This is a genomic window from Gimesia algae (assembly GCF_007746795.1).
Classification (GTDB): Bacteria; Planctomycetota; Planctomycetia; order Planctomycetales; family Planctomycetaceae; genus Gimesia; species Gimesia algae.
Genome location: NZ_CP036343.1, coordinates 6,701,126 through 6,716,464, shown reverse-complemented (window position 1 = coordinate 6,716,464; position 15,339 = coordinate 6,701,126). Strand labels below are relative to the sequence as shown.

Annotated in this window: 8 protein-coding genes; 4 read left to right on the top strand and 4 right to left on the bottom strand. The window is 49.8% G+C overall.

Annotated elements, in window-relative coordinates; genetic code table 11:
• Positions 1-163: 163 nt before the first annotated feature.
• The 4 genes from Pan161_RS25195 to trhP all read left to right on the top strand — a co-directional run bounded on the left by Pan161_RS25195 (position 164) and on the right by trhP (position 7,386).
• On the top strand, positions 164-3,451 hold the full coding sequence (locus Pan161_RS25195) for a PSD1 and planctomycete cytochrome C domain-containing protein (protein WP_145231496.1): 3,288 nt from the start codon (positions 164-166) through the stop codon (positions 3,449-3,451).
• Positions 3,452-3,460: 9 nt separating this feature from the next.
• Complete coding sequence (locus Pan161_RS25190; protein WP_145231495.1) at positions 3,461-4,909, top strand: DUF1501 domain-containing protein; 1,449 nt, start codon at positions 3,461-3,463, stop codon at positions 4,907-4,909.
• A 108-nt stretch (positions 4,910-5,017) separates the two neighbouring features.
• Positions 5,018-5,947, top strand: coding sequence for a sialate O-acetylesterase (locus tag Pan161_RS25185; RefSeq protein WP_232103483.1), 930 nt, complete (start codon positions 5,018-5,020; stop codon positions 5,945-5,947).
• A gap of 71 nt (positions 5,948-6,018) precedes the next feature.
• Positions 6,019-7,386 (top strand): prephenate-dependent tRNA uridine(34) hydroxylase TrhP, encoded by a 1,368-nt coding sequence (trhP, locus tag Pan161_RS25180; RefSeq protein ID WP_145231491.1) that lies wholly within the window; start codon positions 6,019-6,021, stop codon positions 7,384-7,386.
• Positions 7,387-7,391: 5 nt separating this feature from the next.
• On the opposite strand, the gene Pan161_RS25175 is transcribed toward trhP, so the two are convergent.
• The 4 genes from Pan161_RS25175 to Pan161_RS25160 form a co-directional block, all read right to left on the bottom strand.
• Positions 7,392-8,111, bottom strand: coding sequence for a BON domain-containing protein (locus Pan161_RS25175; RefSeq protein WP_145231489.1), 720 nt, complete (start codon positions 8,109-8,111; stop codon positions 7,392-7,394).
• A 94-nt stretch (positions 8,112-8,205) separates the two neighbouring features.
• Positions 8,206-9,102 (bottom strand): hypothetical protein, encoded by an 897-nt coding sequence (locus Pan161_RS25170; RefSeq protein WP_145231487.1) that lies wholly within the window; start codon positions 9,100-9,102, stop codon positions 8,206-8,208.
• Positions 9,103-9,105: 3 nt separating this feature from the next.
• Positions 9,106-13,044, bottom strand: coding sequence for a secretin N-terminal domain-containing protein (locus Pan161_RS25165; protein ID WP_145231486.1), 3,939 nt, complete (start codon positions 13,042-13,044; stop codon positions 9,106-9,108).
• A 363-nt stretch (positions 13,045-13,407) separates the two neighbouring features.
• Positions 13,408-15,306 (bottom strand): cadherin repeat domain-containing protein, encoded by a 1,899-nt coding sequence (locus Pan161_RS25160; RefSeq protein WP_145231485.1) that lies wholly within the window; start codon positions 15,304-15,306, stop codon positions 13,408-13,410.
• Positions 15,307-15,339: the final 33 nt, after the last annotated feature.

Sequence of the window (15,339 nt, the reverse complement as noted above, 5' to 3'; positions counted from 1 at the left end):
CTCATCGCTTTCCAGTCAAGCTGGTCCCACTGTTCGTATTGTGCTGATTATGCGTGAAACCTGACCTACTTTGTATAAAATATACAAAGAAAAATATATATAATATATAAAAATCAAAAGTAAGCTCTTATCACGGTTTGAGTTCCTTGGTACATATTAATGTATGAGCATACGAAATCCTCGACGAATTCATTCCGCTTCTTTCCTCATGCTGCTGTTTCTGCTGACAGGATCTGCCCGAACAGCCCAGTCTGCTGAAAAAGTAGATTACCTGAAAGAGATCAAGCCCCTCTTTGCAGAGAAGTGCTTTGCCTGTCACAGCGCTCTGAAAGAAGAGGCTGAGTTACGTCTGGAGACACGGGAGCTGATGCTCAAAGGAAGTTACTCGGGAGCTGTCATTCATCCGGGGAAGCCGGACAAGAGCATGCTGCTGGAACGCATTATGGCTAAAGAAGATGAGCAGATGCCGCCTCCTGAGGATGGGTCGCGACTTTCTGATCATGATATTGCTCTCATCAGAACCTGGATCGAACAGGGAGCCGTCACACCCAAAGAAGAAATTCCGGGAAGTCCCAAAGATCACTGGGCTTTTCAGACACCTGTGAAGGCAAAGGTCCCCAATGTCGGTTTGAAAAATCCGATCGACGCTTTTCTGGAAGTAAAACGTCGGCAGCAGGGACTGGTGGCTGTTGCACCTGCATCGCGTCGTGTTTTAATCCGTCGTGTCTATCTGGATCTGATCGGCCTGCCTCCGTCACAAGAGGAGATCGAGAAGTTTGCGAACGATACCGATGACGATGCTTACGGGAAAGTCGTACAAAAATTACTGGCGAGCCCACAATATGGCGAGCGCTGGGGACGCCATTGGATGGATATCTGGCGCTACACCGACTGGTACGGTCTAGGCAAACAATTACGCAACAGTCAGAAGCACATCTGGCATTGGCGCGACTGGATTATTGAATCCTTGAACCGTGACAGCAGTTATGGAGAAATGGTTCAGGATATGCTTGCCGCGGATGAGCTGAAACCAACCGACCACGAGGCACTGCGTGCTACCGGTTTTCTGGCGCGGCATTACTATCTGTTTAACCGCACGACCTGGCTGGACAGCACTCTGGAACATACTTCTAAAGCGTTTCTGGGACTGACCATGAATTGTGCCAAGTGCCACGATCATAAATACGATCCACTGACCCACGTTGATTATTATTCTATGCGGGCAATCTTCGAACCATATCAGGTCCGTCTGGATCCACTGCCGGGTCAAATCGATCTGGAACAGAATGGGTTACCGCGGATCTTTGATGCCCACGCAGACACCAAAACTTATCTGCACATCCGGGGCGATGAGAAAAATCCGGATAAAAGCCAGGAGATGCAACCGGCGACTCCGGAGATCTTCACTTTCGATGAATTTAAGGTTTCATCAGTCACTCTACCGGCGAAAGCACATTATCCTGCCTTACAGGAGTTTGTTCTACAGGATCAACTGAAGGCCGCAAAAGAAAAAATGGTGGCCGCGCAGAATGCGTCTGACCAGGCGACGACACAACTGGCTCAGCTGGAGCAGACTGCACAGACTAAAGTCGCTGCAAACGTATCTGACCAGGCAGTGACATTTCTGGAAGATGATTTTCAAAAAGAGAATCCTGAGTTCTGGGCGCTGGGCCCTGGTGAATGGACGTACCTGGATGGTAAGCTGATTCAGACAAAAACGGGTTATGGTCGCGCGTATTTACGTTCGAAACAGAACCATCCGCATGATTTCAAAGCCCGCTTCAAATTCAAGACCACGGGTGGTGATAAATGGCGTTCTGTCGGTCTGGCGTTTGACGTGACCGGCGATCGGGAAAAGATGATCTACCTGAGTGCGGTACAGCCGGGCTCAAAACTGCAGGTCTCTTATAAAGAGAATGGCAAATCCATTTATCCCGCCGAGGGGCGACACGCCTGCGAAGTCAAACTGAATCAACCCTATGAACTGGAACTGAAAGTTCGCGATCAACTGGTAAATATCGCCATCAATGGCGCGCATGCCCTTTCCTATCGTCTGCCTCTCCCACGCGAAACCGGTAAGCTGGAACTGTTGGCGTTTGACGCAGCAGCGGAATTCGAACAGATCAATGTTCAAACTCTGGCATCCGCTGAAACGATGATTGAAGGCAAGCAGCCTGTGAAAATGTCACTGGCACTCGCGCAGGCAAAGGTGGCACGGGCTCAGGCGACGTTGAAAGTCGCAAGTCTGTACCCGGAGACATTACAGACTGCTTACACCGTTGAGAAAGCTCGCCTGAATGGTGTTTCCGAAAATGAACTGACCGCATTGACGCATGCTGCTGCACTGGCAGCTCGAAAATATGAACTGGCAGTGGCAGAAGAGAATCTGGCGCAGGCCCGAGAGAAAGCAGAAACAGCCAGCGGAGATGCGAAGCAGAAACTCACGAAAGAAATCGCCGCAGCGGAAAAAGCAGTCAAGACAGCAAAAGAGTCGGTCAGTAAACCCGGTGAAAAATACACGCGGATTCGCGCCTCACGAAAAGCCTTAGAAGGTCCAGCTGAAAAAAATGATTCCCGTTATCAACCCTATCCTGAAACCAGTACCGGCCGTCGTTCGGCACTGGCACGCTGGATTACACATCAAAAAAATCCATTGACGGCACGAGTGGCTGTGAATCATATCTGGCTGCGTCATTTTGGCGAACCGCTGGTCGAAGATGTGACAGATTTCGGATTGAGAGCGAAGCGCCCCGTACATCAGGATCTGCTGGACTGGCTGGCGGTCGAGTTTATGGAACATGAATGGAGCATGAAACATCTGCATACGCTGATGGTAACTTCGCAAGCCTATCAGCTCAGTAGTTCCACCCTGAATAGCAATCCAGAGAACCTGACGAAAGATGAAACGAACCGGTACTACTGGAAACGGAATACCGTGCGGATGGAATCAGAAGTCATTCGCGACAGCCTGCTGCATCTGGCGGGTGAACTGGATCTGACTTTGGGAGGCCCGACGATTGATCCTGACAAGAATAAGGATAGTAGACGCCGCAGCCTGTATTTCACGTACTCCCGTGATTCGCAGGAGAAGTTTATCGGCATGTTTGATGCGGCTGATATCTTTGCCTGTTATCGTCGCAATGAAAGTGTGGTTCCTCAGCAGGCGCTCACACTGGCGAACAGCAAAGTCTCTCTACAGATGGCACGGAAAATGGTTCAAAACATTCGCGAGCAGCAGCCTTCGCTGAGTGATCAGGAATTTATCAGACTGGCCTATGCACGAATTCTGTGTGAGGAACCAACGCCCCGGGAATTTGAAATCTGTAGTCAGGCGTTATCCGAGACGCAGGCCACTTTAAAAGCAGCGAAACATCAGAATCCAATCTGGCGATCACGTGAGAATCTGGTGCACGCCTTACTTAATCATAACGATTTCATCACGATCCGCTGAAGGTGTGTCATGTCAAATCATAATCAACAAACTTCATTGCCCCGTCGAAACTTTTTGACGAACCTCAGTTCCGGACTGGCGGGTATTTCGCTGGCCTCTCTTCTGCAGGATGAAGCCCGCGCTGCCGGTGGGCACCAGGCTCCGGATGGGCAACCGCATTTCACTCCTAAAGCCAAAAGTGTGATCTGGCTGTTCATGCGAGGCGGAGTGAGCCATATGGAGAGTTTTGACCCCAAGCCGATGCTCAACAAGTACTCGGGGAAATCGATCAGCGAAACTCCCTGGAAATCAGTGCAGCAATCTGAAAAGCTGAAGCGGGTACGCGTGGTTGTCGTTAACGATGCCAACGGGCAACAAAGAAATAAAGTGTATCCGCTGCAGGTCGGTTATAAAAAGTATGGCGAAAGCGGGATCGAGGTCAGTGACTGGTTCCCTCATCTGGGGGGATGTGTGGATGATCTGTCGATTGTGCGATCTATGTGGACGACCGATGACAATCATGGCGCACAGGTTCAGTTTCATTCCGGTCGACACATGTTGGATGAACGAGTGCCGACGATCGGCGCCTGGGTGAACTACGGGCTTGGCTCACTCAATCAGAATCTGCCTCAGTTCATTAACATGGGGCCCCGGTATTTTGATGTCAGAGACGGTCATTATCTCGGACCGGCTTATGATTCCGTTCCCCTCAAAGTCGATCCCAAAAATCCACTGCCCTATGCAAAACCGGAATTGGATCTCTCAAGTGCTGAACAGAAGATTGAGTTTTCCTTGATCAATCAACTCAATCAACTGAGTGCTGAGAAGTTTCCCAACGACAGTACCCTCCAGGCCCGCATTAAATCATATGAGCTGGCGTTTCGAATGCAGAAAGCAGTTCCAGAAGTCATTCACTTCGATCAGGAAACCAAAGAGACCCAGGAACTTTATGGATTGCATCAACCCGAAACCAAGGCATTCGGGATGCAATTGCTGGCAGCCCGACGGTTTGTTGAGAAGGGCGTACGCTTTATCCAGATCATGCACGGCGCTGGTGCAGCCGGTGCCTGGGATTCGCATTCGAATCTGAAGTCGGGCCACTCCAAACTGGCAAAACAGGTTGACCAGCCTGCTGCAGGATTGTTGAAGGATTTAAAACGTCGCGGGCTGTTGAAAGATACGATTGTTGTCTTCGCGACCGAATTCGGTCGGACCCCCGGTTCCCAGGGTAGTAATGGACGCGATCATCATCCGTACGGGTTTTCCATCTGGATGGCCGGCGGGGGGATTAAAGGGGGCGTCGCGCATGGGACAACGGATGAACTCGGTTTCCATGCGGAAGAGAATCCACACTATGTGACCGACGTGCACGCCACGTTGATGCAGCAGTTGGGACTGAATAGTCGACGTCTGGAAGTGCCCGGGCATAAACGTCTGGAAATGGATTATGGTCAGCCGATCGACGAGATCATAGCCTGATCTACCCCGCTACGATTTTCTGGGATCTGCTGCGTCGCTATAATGCAGACCTGCGAATTTGATTCGCCACTGATGTCTTCTCTGACGATTAAAGTGAAAGGGTTCCCGATGATTCGTTCTCTGTGTCTGGTTATACTGCTGGTTTTATTTTCTCTGCTTGCAGAATCTGATTCTGCATTTGCCAAAAACTATCAGGTTTACTTTCTGGGTGGTCAGTCCAATATGGATGGGTATGGCTATGTGAAAGACCTGCCCGATCATCTCAAGGAATCCGTTCCGGGCGTGATGATCTATCATGCGAATCCTGCTCCCGATGTCGTACCCGTTGACGGGCGAGGGCTCTGGTCCGAGTTAAAACCAGGCCATGGAGCCGGGTTCAAGTCGGATGGGAAAGAGAATACGTATTCCAACCGATTTGGTGTGGAGTTGTCTTTTGCGAAAACATTGCAGGAACTGGCCCCGGAAGCGAACATTGCGTTAATCAAGATTTCGCGGGGAGGGACCTCAATTGCCGTTGATGCTGCCGGGAACTTCGGCTGCTGGGACCCTGATTTTGAAAAAGGGACCGGAAAAGGGCAGGGGATCAATCAGTATGATCATTTTCTGGCGGGTATGAAACGGGCACTGCAGACGACTGATATCGACCATGATGGAGAGGCGGATACGCTGGTTCCTGCGGGAATTGTCTGGATGCAGGGGGAAAGTGATGCTGCTTATACGGAAGAAATCGCAAAGAGTTATGAAGCGAACCTCAAGCGTCTTATGGACTTAATTCGCGCGACGCTCTATGCAGATGACCTGCCTGTGGTGATCGGACGCATTTCGGATTCGGGTGACAATCCGGAGGGAAAGGTCTGGAAATATGGTGAGATTGTGCGGGCTGCTCAGGCGGCATTTGTGGAGAAAGACAAGTGGGCTGCACTTGTTACCAGTACGGATGAGTATGGTTATTCTGATCGTTGGCACTATAATTCAGAAGGTTATCTGGATTTAGGCAGGAATTTTGCCCAGGCCCTATGGAAAGTTCCCCGGAACTAATACTATCCTGCCTTGAGCGATGTGCTTTCAATTCCACGTTTTTGAAGATGAAAAGTAATACAGGTATCAGAATGAAACCGGAACTTCTTTCACCCGCGGGAACCCGTAAGGCCATGCAGTACGCGTATGCATTCGGAGCAGACGCCGTTTATGCAGGTCAACCTCGCTACAGTCTGCGTGTCCGGGAAAATGAATTCAACAAGTTGGAAGTGATGGCGGAAGCGGTCGAAGAAGCACATCGACTGGGCAAGAAATTCTATATCGCCAGTAACATTGCCCCTCATAATCTAAAGGTACGAAGTTACCTGAAGAATATGGAGCCGGTGATTGACATGAAGCCCGATGCGCTGATCATGTCTGACCCGGGGCTGATCATGATGGTCAGGGAGCGCTGGCCAGAGGTTCCCATTCATTTGTCTGTCCAGGCGAATGCCGTCAATTATGCAACCGTCAAATTCTGGCAAAACTTTGGTCTGTCACGCATCATACTTTCGCGCGAATTGTCGATTAAAGAAGTGGCAGAGATCCAGGAAGAATGCCCGGATATGGAACTGGAAGTCTTCGTACATGGTGCGCTCTGTATCGCGTATTCCGGGCGGTGTCTGCTGTCGGGGTACATGAATCACCGCGATTCCAATCAGGGGAACTGCACGAACGCCTGCCGCTGGGATTATAAAGTCAGTGATGCAGTGCAAACACTCGAAGGGGATATCGTTTTAAAGAATCCACCTCCGCCACAAAACCCGCAATTGCCGATTCTCGATAAGGTCTTTCTGCTCGAAGAACCACAGCGGCCTGGCGAGTATATGCCTGCTTACGAAGATGAGCATGGCACATACATCATGAATTCGAAAGACCTCCGCGCCGTTCAGCATGTGAAAACATTCACCGACATGGGAATCAGTTCCTTGAAGATTGAAGGACGGACCAAGTCCTTCTTTTATGCAGCTCGGACGGCCCAGGTTTATCGTAAGGCCATTGATGATGCTGCTGCGGGCGTGGAATTCAATGAAAACCTGCTGGAAATGCTCGACAGTCTTTCCAATCGTGGTTACACCGAAGGCTTCTTCCAGCGACATGCCTCGGAGAGTATGCAGAATTATGAGCATGGCCGTTCCATGGCTAACAAGCAGCAGTTTGTCGGAGATATCATCGATCGCGATGCAGATGGTATCATCGTGGATGTCAAAAATAAGTTTGGTCTCAACGATGAACTGGAGTTGATGACTCCCACCGGCAATACCGTCTTCAATCTCCATGCATTATTGAATCAGAAATCAGATTCAATCGAAGTCGCTCCCGGCAGCGGGCATGTGGTGAAAATTCCCTATGCCGAAAATCATCTGGGAGATCGCGCTGATCAACTGACAGAACATGATCACCAGTATGCACTGCTGATGAAGGCCGTCAAATCACCGGCAGAACCTTCACTGGCTTAAAGCGTCTATTTAGACTGGTTGATCTGAGTTGCGGGAACCGGGATCACTGGCTGGGCTGTGATGGTGAGCTCATTCTTGACCGTTCTTACACCAGGTTCCAGCATGGCCATAAACTCAACCAGCTTCTTTGCTCCCGCTGATTCGACTTCGCCTCGCAGTGTGACGCTGTGATCGGGATTCAACTGGAACTCGACATCGCGTAACCGTTCGTGGCGCTCTTTGATGCGTGTGAAGGATTCTCCCATCGATGTCTGAACGTTATTCAGAGGCAAAGGAGTTGCGGCAAAGGCAACACGTAACTGGGGACGAAATTCGGGAACCTTAGGGCCTGTCTGACCTGCATTCAGCTGATTTTGCCCGTTTCGTAAGCCACTGGTTGCAGCTCTGTTGAAGTTGCGGTTCTGACCGCCATTCGCGCCTGTTGTTCCCTGGGCATTCGTGCGGCCGATAAAATTATTCTGTGTATCATCAGTTCGTCCGACGAAGCCATTCTGAGGATTGAGATTCTGAAAATTCCCCATAGTAGAAAGTCCAGATTGTGCATTTCCGCCTGCCTGATTTCCTGAATTCAGATTTCCAATGGTGGTTCCCGTGCTTCCCCCTGACTGAGAGGTGCTATTGCTGGACAGGGTTTGTACCTGTGCTTCGCCGGTCGTAGTCAGAGCAATAGGCAGGATTGCATAAAGCATGGCATAGAAAGCACTTCGGCAGTTAAAGCGTCGCATGGTTATATCCGTGATCAGAGCGAAAAATAAAAACTCGTGCCCGTTAATTATAACATCGTCCAATTGCCCACAAAGTAAATAATCTGTTTTTCTGTTATTGTTCTGAGCTGTTCAGGCGAAACTGTTGATAGCGTTTCGGTTGCTCCGGAGGGCGTTGCTGGCTGGAAGTCTGATATCCCGCCTGAATGGTACGATTCTGCTGATTGAGTAATTCGCCCAACTGTTGTTCCAGACGGTGAATACGTTCATCTCGTTTGTCTTCAACGGGTGCAGCGGACTCGGCACTGACCTGCTCGATCTGACTGCTTTCCTCCAGAGCACGTTTCAACTGTCTGAGTTTATGCTCTGGTGAAAGTTCCAGCGCTTTGCCACTCTCCCGACGGGCGAGTGTGTCGACTGACACATTCGTTTTTTCTGATTGTGTTGCAGGTGTTTGTGCGACCGTTTCCTGAGTGACCTGAGGCGTCTTGCCATCCAGCTTGACAGAAATCATACGCGAGAAAATCTCTGGTGCATCCTTTTGAGTCAGTTGAACGCGGAGTGCACACTCTGCCTGATCTCTGCCTTTACGGACATACGGGATAAAGACCTGATAGGCAGGACCCAGGGTGGACTCGACTGCGTGTACCTGCCAGGCTCCCGAATCGAATTTGTACTGGTGAATTGGATTTTGCTGAGTGGCAGCCTCCCCTTGATCATCATACAGATTCACATAGACCTCTCCCTTTACATACACGGGGGAAGTGTTGTTATGCTGGAAAAACAGCAACTGGCCGGCAAAACCACGCGTCGGCATACCATCCACGCCTTTGCCTTCCGCCGGCTCCCAGAGGGCGACGATTTCGAAAGCGGGCTTCTTCGCAGTGGCAAATTTGTGGTCTTTATTCAAGCCCCACTGTGAAAGTGCCAGGCTGGTACACCCTGTGAGAGATGTTGAGGCACATAGCATCAAAAATACGAAAAGTCGAACAGGCACAATCAGGTGTTTCATCACTTAATCTCGCCCCCAATAGGGAAATTTCTTTTGTATCAATGGTTTCTTCTTTTGTTTTTTCAGCGGCTCTGACTGATGGCTCATCTGCTGAATTACGCCACCCTGCTGCTGGTTGTTGATGACTTCCGGATTCAGGTTTTCCTGGGGCATGACAGTCGTGGGGATGGGCTCCAGCAGACCTTCACCATCGGGGAGGAATTCAGGTTCTCCCGGAGGCACAGCGAAGATCGGTCCATGCATCTGTTCTGCTTTTTCGACTTGCAGATGAATGCGTTCTGACTCTACCTGTTTGATAAACTCGGAGTCAGCATCATTACGAATGATGCGTGGTGTCAGGAAGACCAGCAGTTCCTTGCGGCGCGTCGAAGTGTAGTCATAGCGGAAGGGGATTCCCACCAGTGGAATATCTCCCAGCCAGGGGACCTTACGTTCGATCGTTGTGTCTGATTCGGTAATCATACCACCCAATACAACCGTCTGTCCGTTAGGAACACTGACCGTTGTTTGGACCTGGGTAATATTTTTGATAGGAGATTCCACGACATTTCCGGTCGTAGCGTCCGTAAAGATGGGGACACTCGAACCATTGAAGTCACTCTTCTCAGCCTGGGTTTCCATCACGATGTTTCCATCAGGGCTGATGCGAGGAGTCACGGTCAGGATAATCCCGGCTTCCGACTGTTCAATCACCGGGTTGGCAGAACCGACGGCTGTCACTGAAACACCGTTGACCACAGGAACGATCTGACCGACCTGGATCTGGGCGGTGACATTGTCTACAGTCCGTATCTGCGGGCGGCTCAAGACATGCACATTTCGCTTGGCAGCCAGAGCACGGATCAGAATACTGACTGATTCCGAACTGGCGGACAGAACCAGTCCGCCGAATCCCAGATCGCTGTTCCCTCGTTGCAACGAGAAGTTACTGAGAGCCTGTCCGGCTGCATTACCCGTATTTTGTGTGTTGTTGGTTCCCAGCGGGTTGATGCTGTTAAACAGGAAGCCTGGTGTCGCTTCCTGTGAAACGATGGTCTGGTTGGTCTGAGTCACATTGCTCGCCCCGGTGACCGTCTGTGACACGGTCAAGACATTATCGATGATACTGCGGTTGAAGAGCAGGGAATCCTGGAGGCCGAGTTCGACTCCGAATTCATCGTCGTTATCCAGTTCAACTTCCACAATCAAAGCCTGGATAATCACCTGCGGTGCTTCCTTATCCAGTTGTTTCACAAGGTTGGAAATCTGTTCAAAATATCGAGGGGTGGCGCTGATGATCAGGTTATTGTTGATCGCTTCTGGAACCACGATGACTTCACGTTCCAACAGTTCAAAACTACTGATCAGGTCCGGATCCTGGGCGATGAGTGCACGCTGTGTGTCCAGAAATTCATTGATGGCAATCGATACATCGGCGACCGGAGTATTTTTGAGTTGAATTACGGTCGTTTCGCGTTTGCGGCTGTCGGCACCATCCAGTTTCAACAGAATCGCTTCAACGATCTGCAGCGCATCGGCACCACCTTGTGCAACAACAGAGTTCGTGCGGCGATCGACCGAAAACTTCAACGGGATCAGATTACTGTTAGCATCATTGACGCCGGCAATCTGAATCCCCAGATCGGTCTGCTGATTATCTGCTGAAAAGGTCGACTGCAGTAAGGTGACCATCGATTCGGCATCCGAATTCTTCAGCGTGAATACTTTCAATTCCGCGACGGAGGAAACGCGTGCGTCAAACTGATTGATCAACGCGCCAATCAGTTCCAGACTGTCTTTAGGGGCAGTGACCACCAGTGTGTTCGCACGAGGGTCGGCGATAACGCGAATGTCTGCCAATAAGCCGGATCGTAAGATTCGACTTTGAGTCCCTTCCTGTGAGAGAAACTCCAATACGACAGAGCGGGCTTCCTGTAACTGTTGTGCGGCTTCGCCGCCGGCACCGCCAATGTTGGTTCCGAGTCCTGCAGACTGGGCAGCAGCGGGGTTGAGCACACTTTGCAATGTGGCATTCAGAGTTTCCGCCAGATCTGCAGCGATGGCATTTTTTAAAGGGAAAATTTTGACGCGGCTGACAGCCTGTGACTGGTCCAGATCGATTTTCTGAATCAGGGCAGCGACTTCCTGCATATCACGGGGCTGTGCCTGTACGATAATTGAATTGGTACGAATATTGGGAGAAACGAGGATACGTGTTCCCAGACCGCCTCGTTCATCATAGAATTCGCGAATGGTTGTAGCGACCTGACTGGCACTGGCACTCTTGAGTTGGAAGACGCCAAACTCGGTCAGGGGATTAACGGGTTGATCCAGTTCCTCTGCCAGCTTGAGAATCGATGGCATGTCTGTATCCGGTGCCAGAATCAGTAACGCATTCGGTTTGACCAGTGGAATGATTTTGATTTTCTGGATCTGTCCCTGAATGGCACGCAACTTGACCAGATCTTCATAAACGCCGTTCAATAACTCGGCAAGCGCGGTCGAGTTCACATGTCGCAAGTTTAATAAATGTATATCAGGACGGGTGCCTTCACTGAGCTTTTCCAGTTCTTTAATGATTTTCATCAACGCATTGACATCTTCATCTTTACCCCGCAGGATCAGGACTCCCAGATCCGGGACCGATTCGATATTGACGTTGCCACTCAGGTCCTGCAGCAGTTCAGGCAGGGAACGCTGTTTTTCGACTTCGGCTGGTTTGTCAGCCGGTTGAGGCTGCTGTGGGTTTTGTGCAGCCCCGGGTTGCTGTTCCTGAAACGCAAGCTGATCCACTCGTTGTCTGAGCTGATTAATCTGCTGATCGCGAGGAGAGACAAAATTGTCTGAATACGATTTGACTGGCAATCGTTGTGGTGCCGTTGAGGCAGCGGTTGTGGCATTGGTCTGTTTATGTAATGCCTGAGCCACATGACCAATTTGTGGTGATCCGATTACCAGTTGAATGGATTGTGAAAATCCTTTTGCAGCCTCATCCAGCTTGAAGGCAGTCGCTTTCAACGCCTGTGCTGTGGAAGGAGCCGCTTCAAAAATCAGTTCGTTATTTTGTTTATCAATGCCGACGCGAAAATCGATTTGTACTTCAATATTTTTCTGTGGTTCCTGAGTACGATCATCGATCGGGCTGGCTTCCTGATTTTTGAAGACGATCAGTCCTGGAAATCCATTGGGACCTTCACCCTGGAGTTCCGCTCGCGATTCAAAGGCATGATAGAATTGCCGGAGGATTTCCGTGCTGTTCAGTGTGCGAGGCTGAACTTTAAAAGTTGATTTTTGAGTCGCCACTTCTTTCTGCTGAAGTTTGCGAGCACTCTTTTCGAATCGAGCTGGCGCATCTGCCTGTGTGACAGGCGCCTGCGTTATTTCTGCCTGCTCCAGATGATCGATCTGACGAATGTTATTCTTTCGTGATTGTTTGCCCTCCGCAGTCCGCTCAGCCGACTGAACGGTGGGACGAATATATTTGGCTTTCGCTTCCCGCAGATCAAGCGCAATCAGGAAACTGTCTTTTTGCAGCAGTCGAAAACCCTTTGGTTCGAGCTCCCGATTTAAAATCTGAAATGTTTCACTGAGAGTATGAGGCCGTCTATCGATTCTTGAAAAGAATCCTTTGGGAACAACATCCATGACCAGGGTCAGTTCACTCTGTTCAGCCACCTGTTTTAATACTTGTGCCCAGGTTGCCTGGACGTGGTTCAAAGAAATATCAGCGACATCACTTGTTTTGCGAGCCTGTTTTTGATTTGCCTCGATCTGCTGCTTTGAACCAACAACTGCCGAGCCGGCTTCGTTGCTTTGCGTTTCCGCTGGTTTTCGCAGACGGTTCCAGAAACCAACTTTGCCTTCGGCGTGTGCAGAAATTGACGGACCACTCAGTACGAGCGCCGCCAGCAGACATCGTAGATATCTGGAGAAATTTCTGGTTAATCGTTTGTAAGACAACACCGTTTCACCCCGTGATTATCAGGATTTGATTTCAGGAACTAGAGCCAAGAAGTGTGGACGCATCTCAAGTGAGATCGACTCCGACAGAATCCCTACAATCGTTAATATCGGTAAAGTTTGACATTATTGTTGAACAAAGGTTGCAGAAAACCAAAGAAAAACGCGGTTTTTCTATGAATTGAAAATGATATAAGTATCAGTAATAAAAAGAGATGCGCGTAATCGGGGCAGCTCGCGTAGAGATACGAGTTGATTTGAATGTGGAAGTGGGATGTCAGAGGGGAATTGGTTGAGAAAAAAGTATGGGAAGCAGGTAGATGAGGATGTTGCCCATTTACCTGCTTGTAAACGGATTGAGAGAGACTAATTTAACACGGGAAGCGAGGTCAGGTTTCGCATGGATCTGAAATTTTCCCCCAATGAGAGCATCCAGGGTTTACCATCGATTTCCAGAATCAACTGTTGATCTGTAATGGATTTCACGACACCATGAATGTCGGCGACATCGAGTGTGTCTCCCACTTGAATCTCCCGTTTCTGGTTAGTCGCCCGGTTTCGGATCCAGGCAATCTTTTTACCGTCGATTTCGATGCTGCCCGTTAAAAATGTAAAAAATGCATCATCCAGAGAGACCTTCACATTGATCAGGTGAGAAGAGGTGACAGGGGGTGTTCCTGAGTCGGACACCGTCACCGTAATCGGGTACTCTTTTAATTCTGTTGTTGTAGCGGGAATCCAGGTTAATTCTCCGGAATCGGGATTAATCCGTGCTCCCTCGGGAGCGCCGGCAGCTAAACCAAATCGGAGTTTCTGTGCCGGAAGATCTGCATCAGCCGCTTTGACAAACAGAGAAAATGGCTGAGTCTGATAGGCAATGGCCGAAGTAGCAGCTTCAATTCGGGGAGCCGTATTCTGTTCCAGAAAGTCGAGCTGGAATGTGCGTTCAACTTTTTGCCCGTCCTGAGCGACAATGACGGTCACCGGGTAAACTCCTGCTTTCTGCTCTTTATCAGGTGACCACATTAATTTGTCTGCTTCTGTGGTGAGACCCGGAAGATCTGATTTGACGGTGATCTGAGGATTCGCCAGAGCTGGATTGACCCCTTCCAGAGGTATCGTCAGGTTCAGTGTATTTCCGCGGACGACTGTTTGTTTTCCAATTTCTTTTAACTCCAGTTTGTAGACCTTATCGGGAACTGGTTTTGCAAACGGGTTGGCCTGGGCGATTAAACGATAATCGAACAATGCCTGCAGATACGGAGGTGCCTGGGTGACAGCAGCACCTTTAGTGTGCACTGAGGGTTTCGTATCCAGCATACCCCGCTGGACCCTCCATTCACTGGGGCTGCTTTTAATGACATTCAGCAGTTCGTTATCAATTTGAATCAGAAAAGTCTGATCAACGGGGAAATGAGTCGTGCTGAGTACTTTGAGAACTTCAGCATCCTGTGTCATTGGTTGCTGCAGGCGTGTGCTGCCTTCAGTGAATTGATTTAACGGTGCCAGTTCCAGCGGTGTGCCCGATTCATAGCGTGCGGGTACTGTCAGGTTCGCACCACGGGCGATGGTCCAGGTATCACCTTCGATTTTTTCCACGGTGAGAAATTCCTGATCCAGTCGTATTCGAAAGGGAGGCTGACTGGGGAATTCGAGTACGTCCTGAACCTTCATTTTTGTCGCATCAAAATTCAATGTTGATGTCAGTTTCCCCCGCGGGAACAGAATTTCGCGTGGCCGGGCTTTGGCTAAAGCGAGCCCTTCCGCGGTCAGTTTAACATCAAGCCGGTCAGACTGACGGGTGCCGGTACTGTCCAGTTCCAGGCCGATAATATTCTGTTGCAGATCGGTCTGGTAGAAGTGGAGCAGAAACTGACATAACTGAGCGTAAGTTGCAGATCCTTCCAGAGAAGCCTGAATGGCGATATAGGTCTTGCCTTCCCTTATCCGTCGACCGGGAGAAATTTTGAGATTGGAGAAGCCGGAAAGTTCCGCCAGATCATTCAACCATTCCAGGTAGAGTCGCTGAGCATCGTGTTCGTCCGGGGGGAGGCTGTTCTCCACCCAGGCGCCCAGTTGTTTGGCAGAGCGTAAGAGTTCCAGTTCTTTCTGTTCCCGCAGATCGATCTGTTGATTCAAAGCCTTTAATTGATTCTGCCGCGATTCCACAGGCTCAATAAACGTACTGTTGATCAAAGGCATTCCCAGCCAGATCAAAATGACGGCTCCAAAAGCTGCAGCCAATATTTTTTCACGTTTTTGCATTGTCTTAGCATTCAACTCAAAAAGTGGATTAAA

Coding starts and splice junctions, on each gene's coding strand:
- Pan161_RS25195 (WP_145231496.1), top strand. CDS start 164: ATGAGCATACGAAATCCTCGACGAATTCATTCCGCTTCTTTCCTCATG.
- Pan161_RS25190 (WP_145231495.1), top strand. CDS start 3,461: ATGTCAAATCATAATCAACAAACTTCATTGCCCCGTCGAAACTTTTTG.
- Pan161_RS25185 (WP_232103483.1), top strand. CDS start 5,018: ATGATTCGTTCTCTGTGTCTGGTTATACTGCTGGTTTTATTTTCTCTG.
- trhP (WP_145231491.1), top strand. CDS start 6,019: ATGAAACCGGAACTTCTTTCACCCGCGGGAACCCGTAAGGCCATGCAG.
- Pan161_RS25175 (WP_145231489.1), bottom strand. CDS start 8,111: ATGCGACGCTTTAACTGCCGAAGTGCTTTCTATGCCATGCTTTATGCA.
- Pan161_RS25170 (WP_145231487.1), bottom strand. CDS start 9,102: ATGAAACACCTGATTGTGCCTGTTCGACTTTTCGTATTTTTGATGCTA.
- Pan161_RS25160 (WP_145231485.1), bottom strand. CDS start 15,306: ATGCAAAAACGTGAAAAAATATTGGCTGCAGCTTTTGGAGCCGTCATT.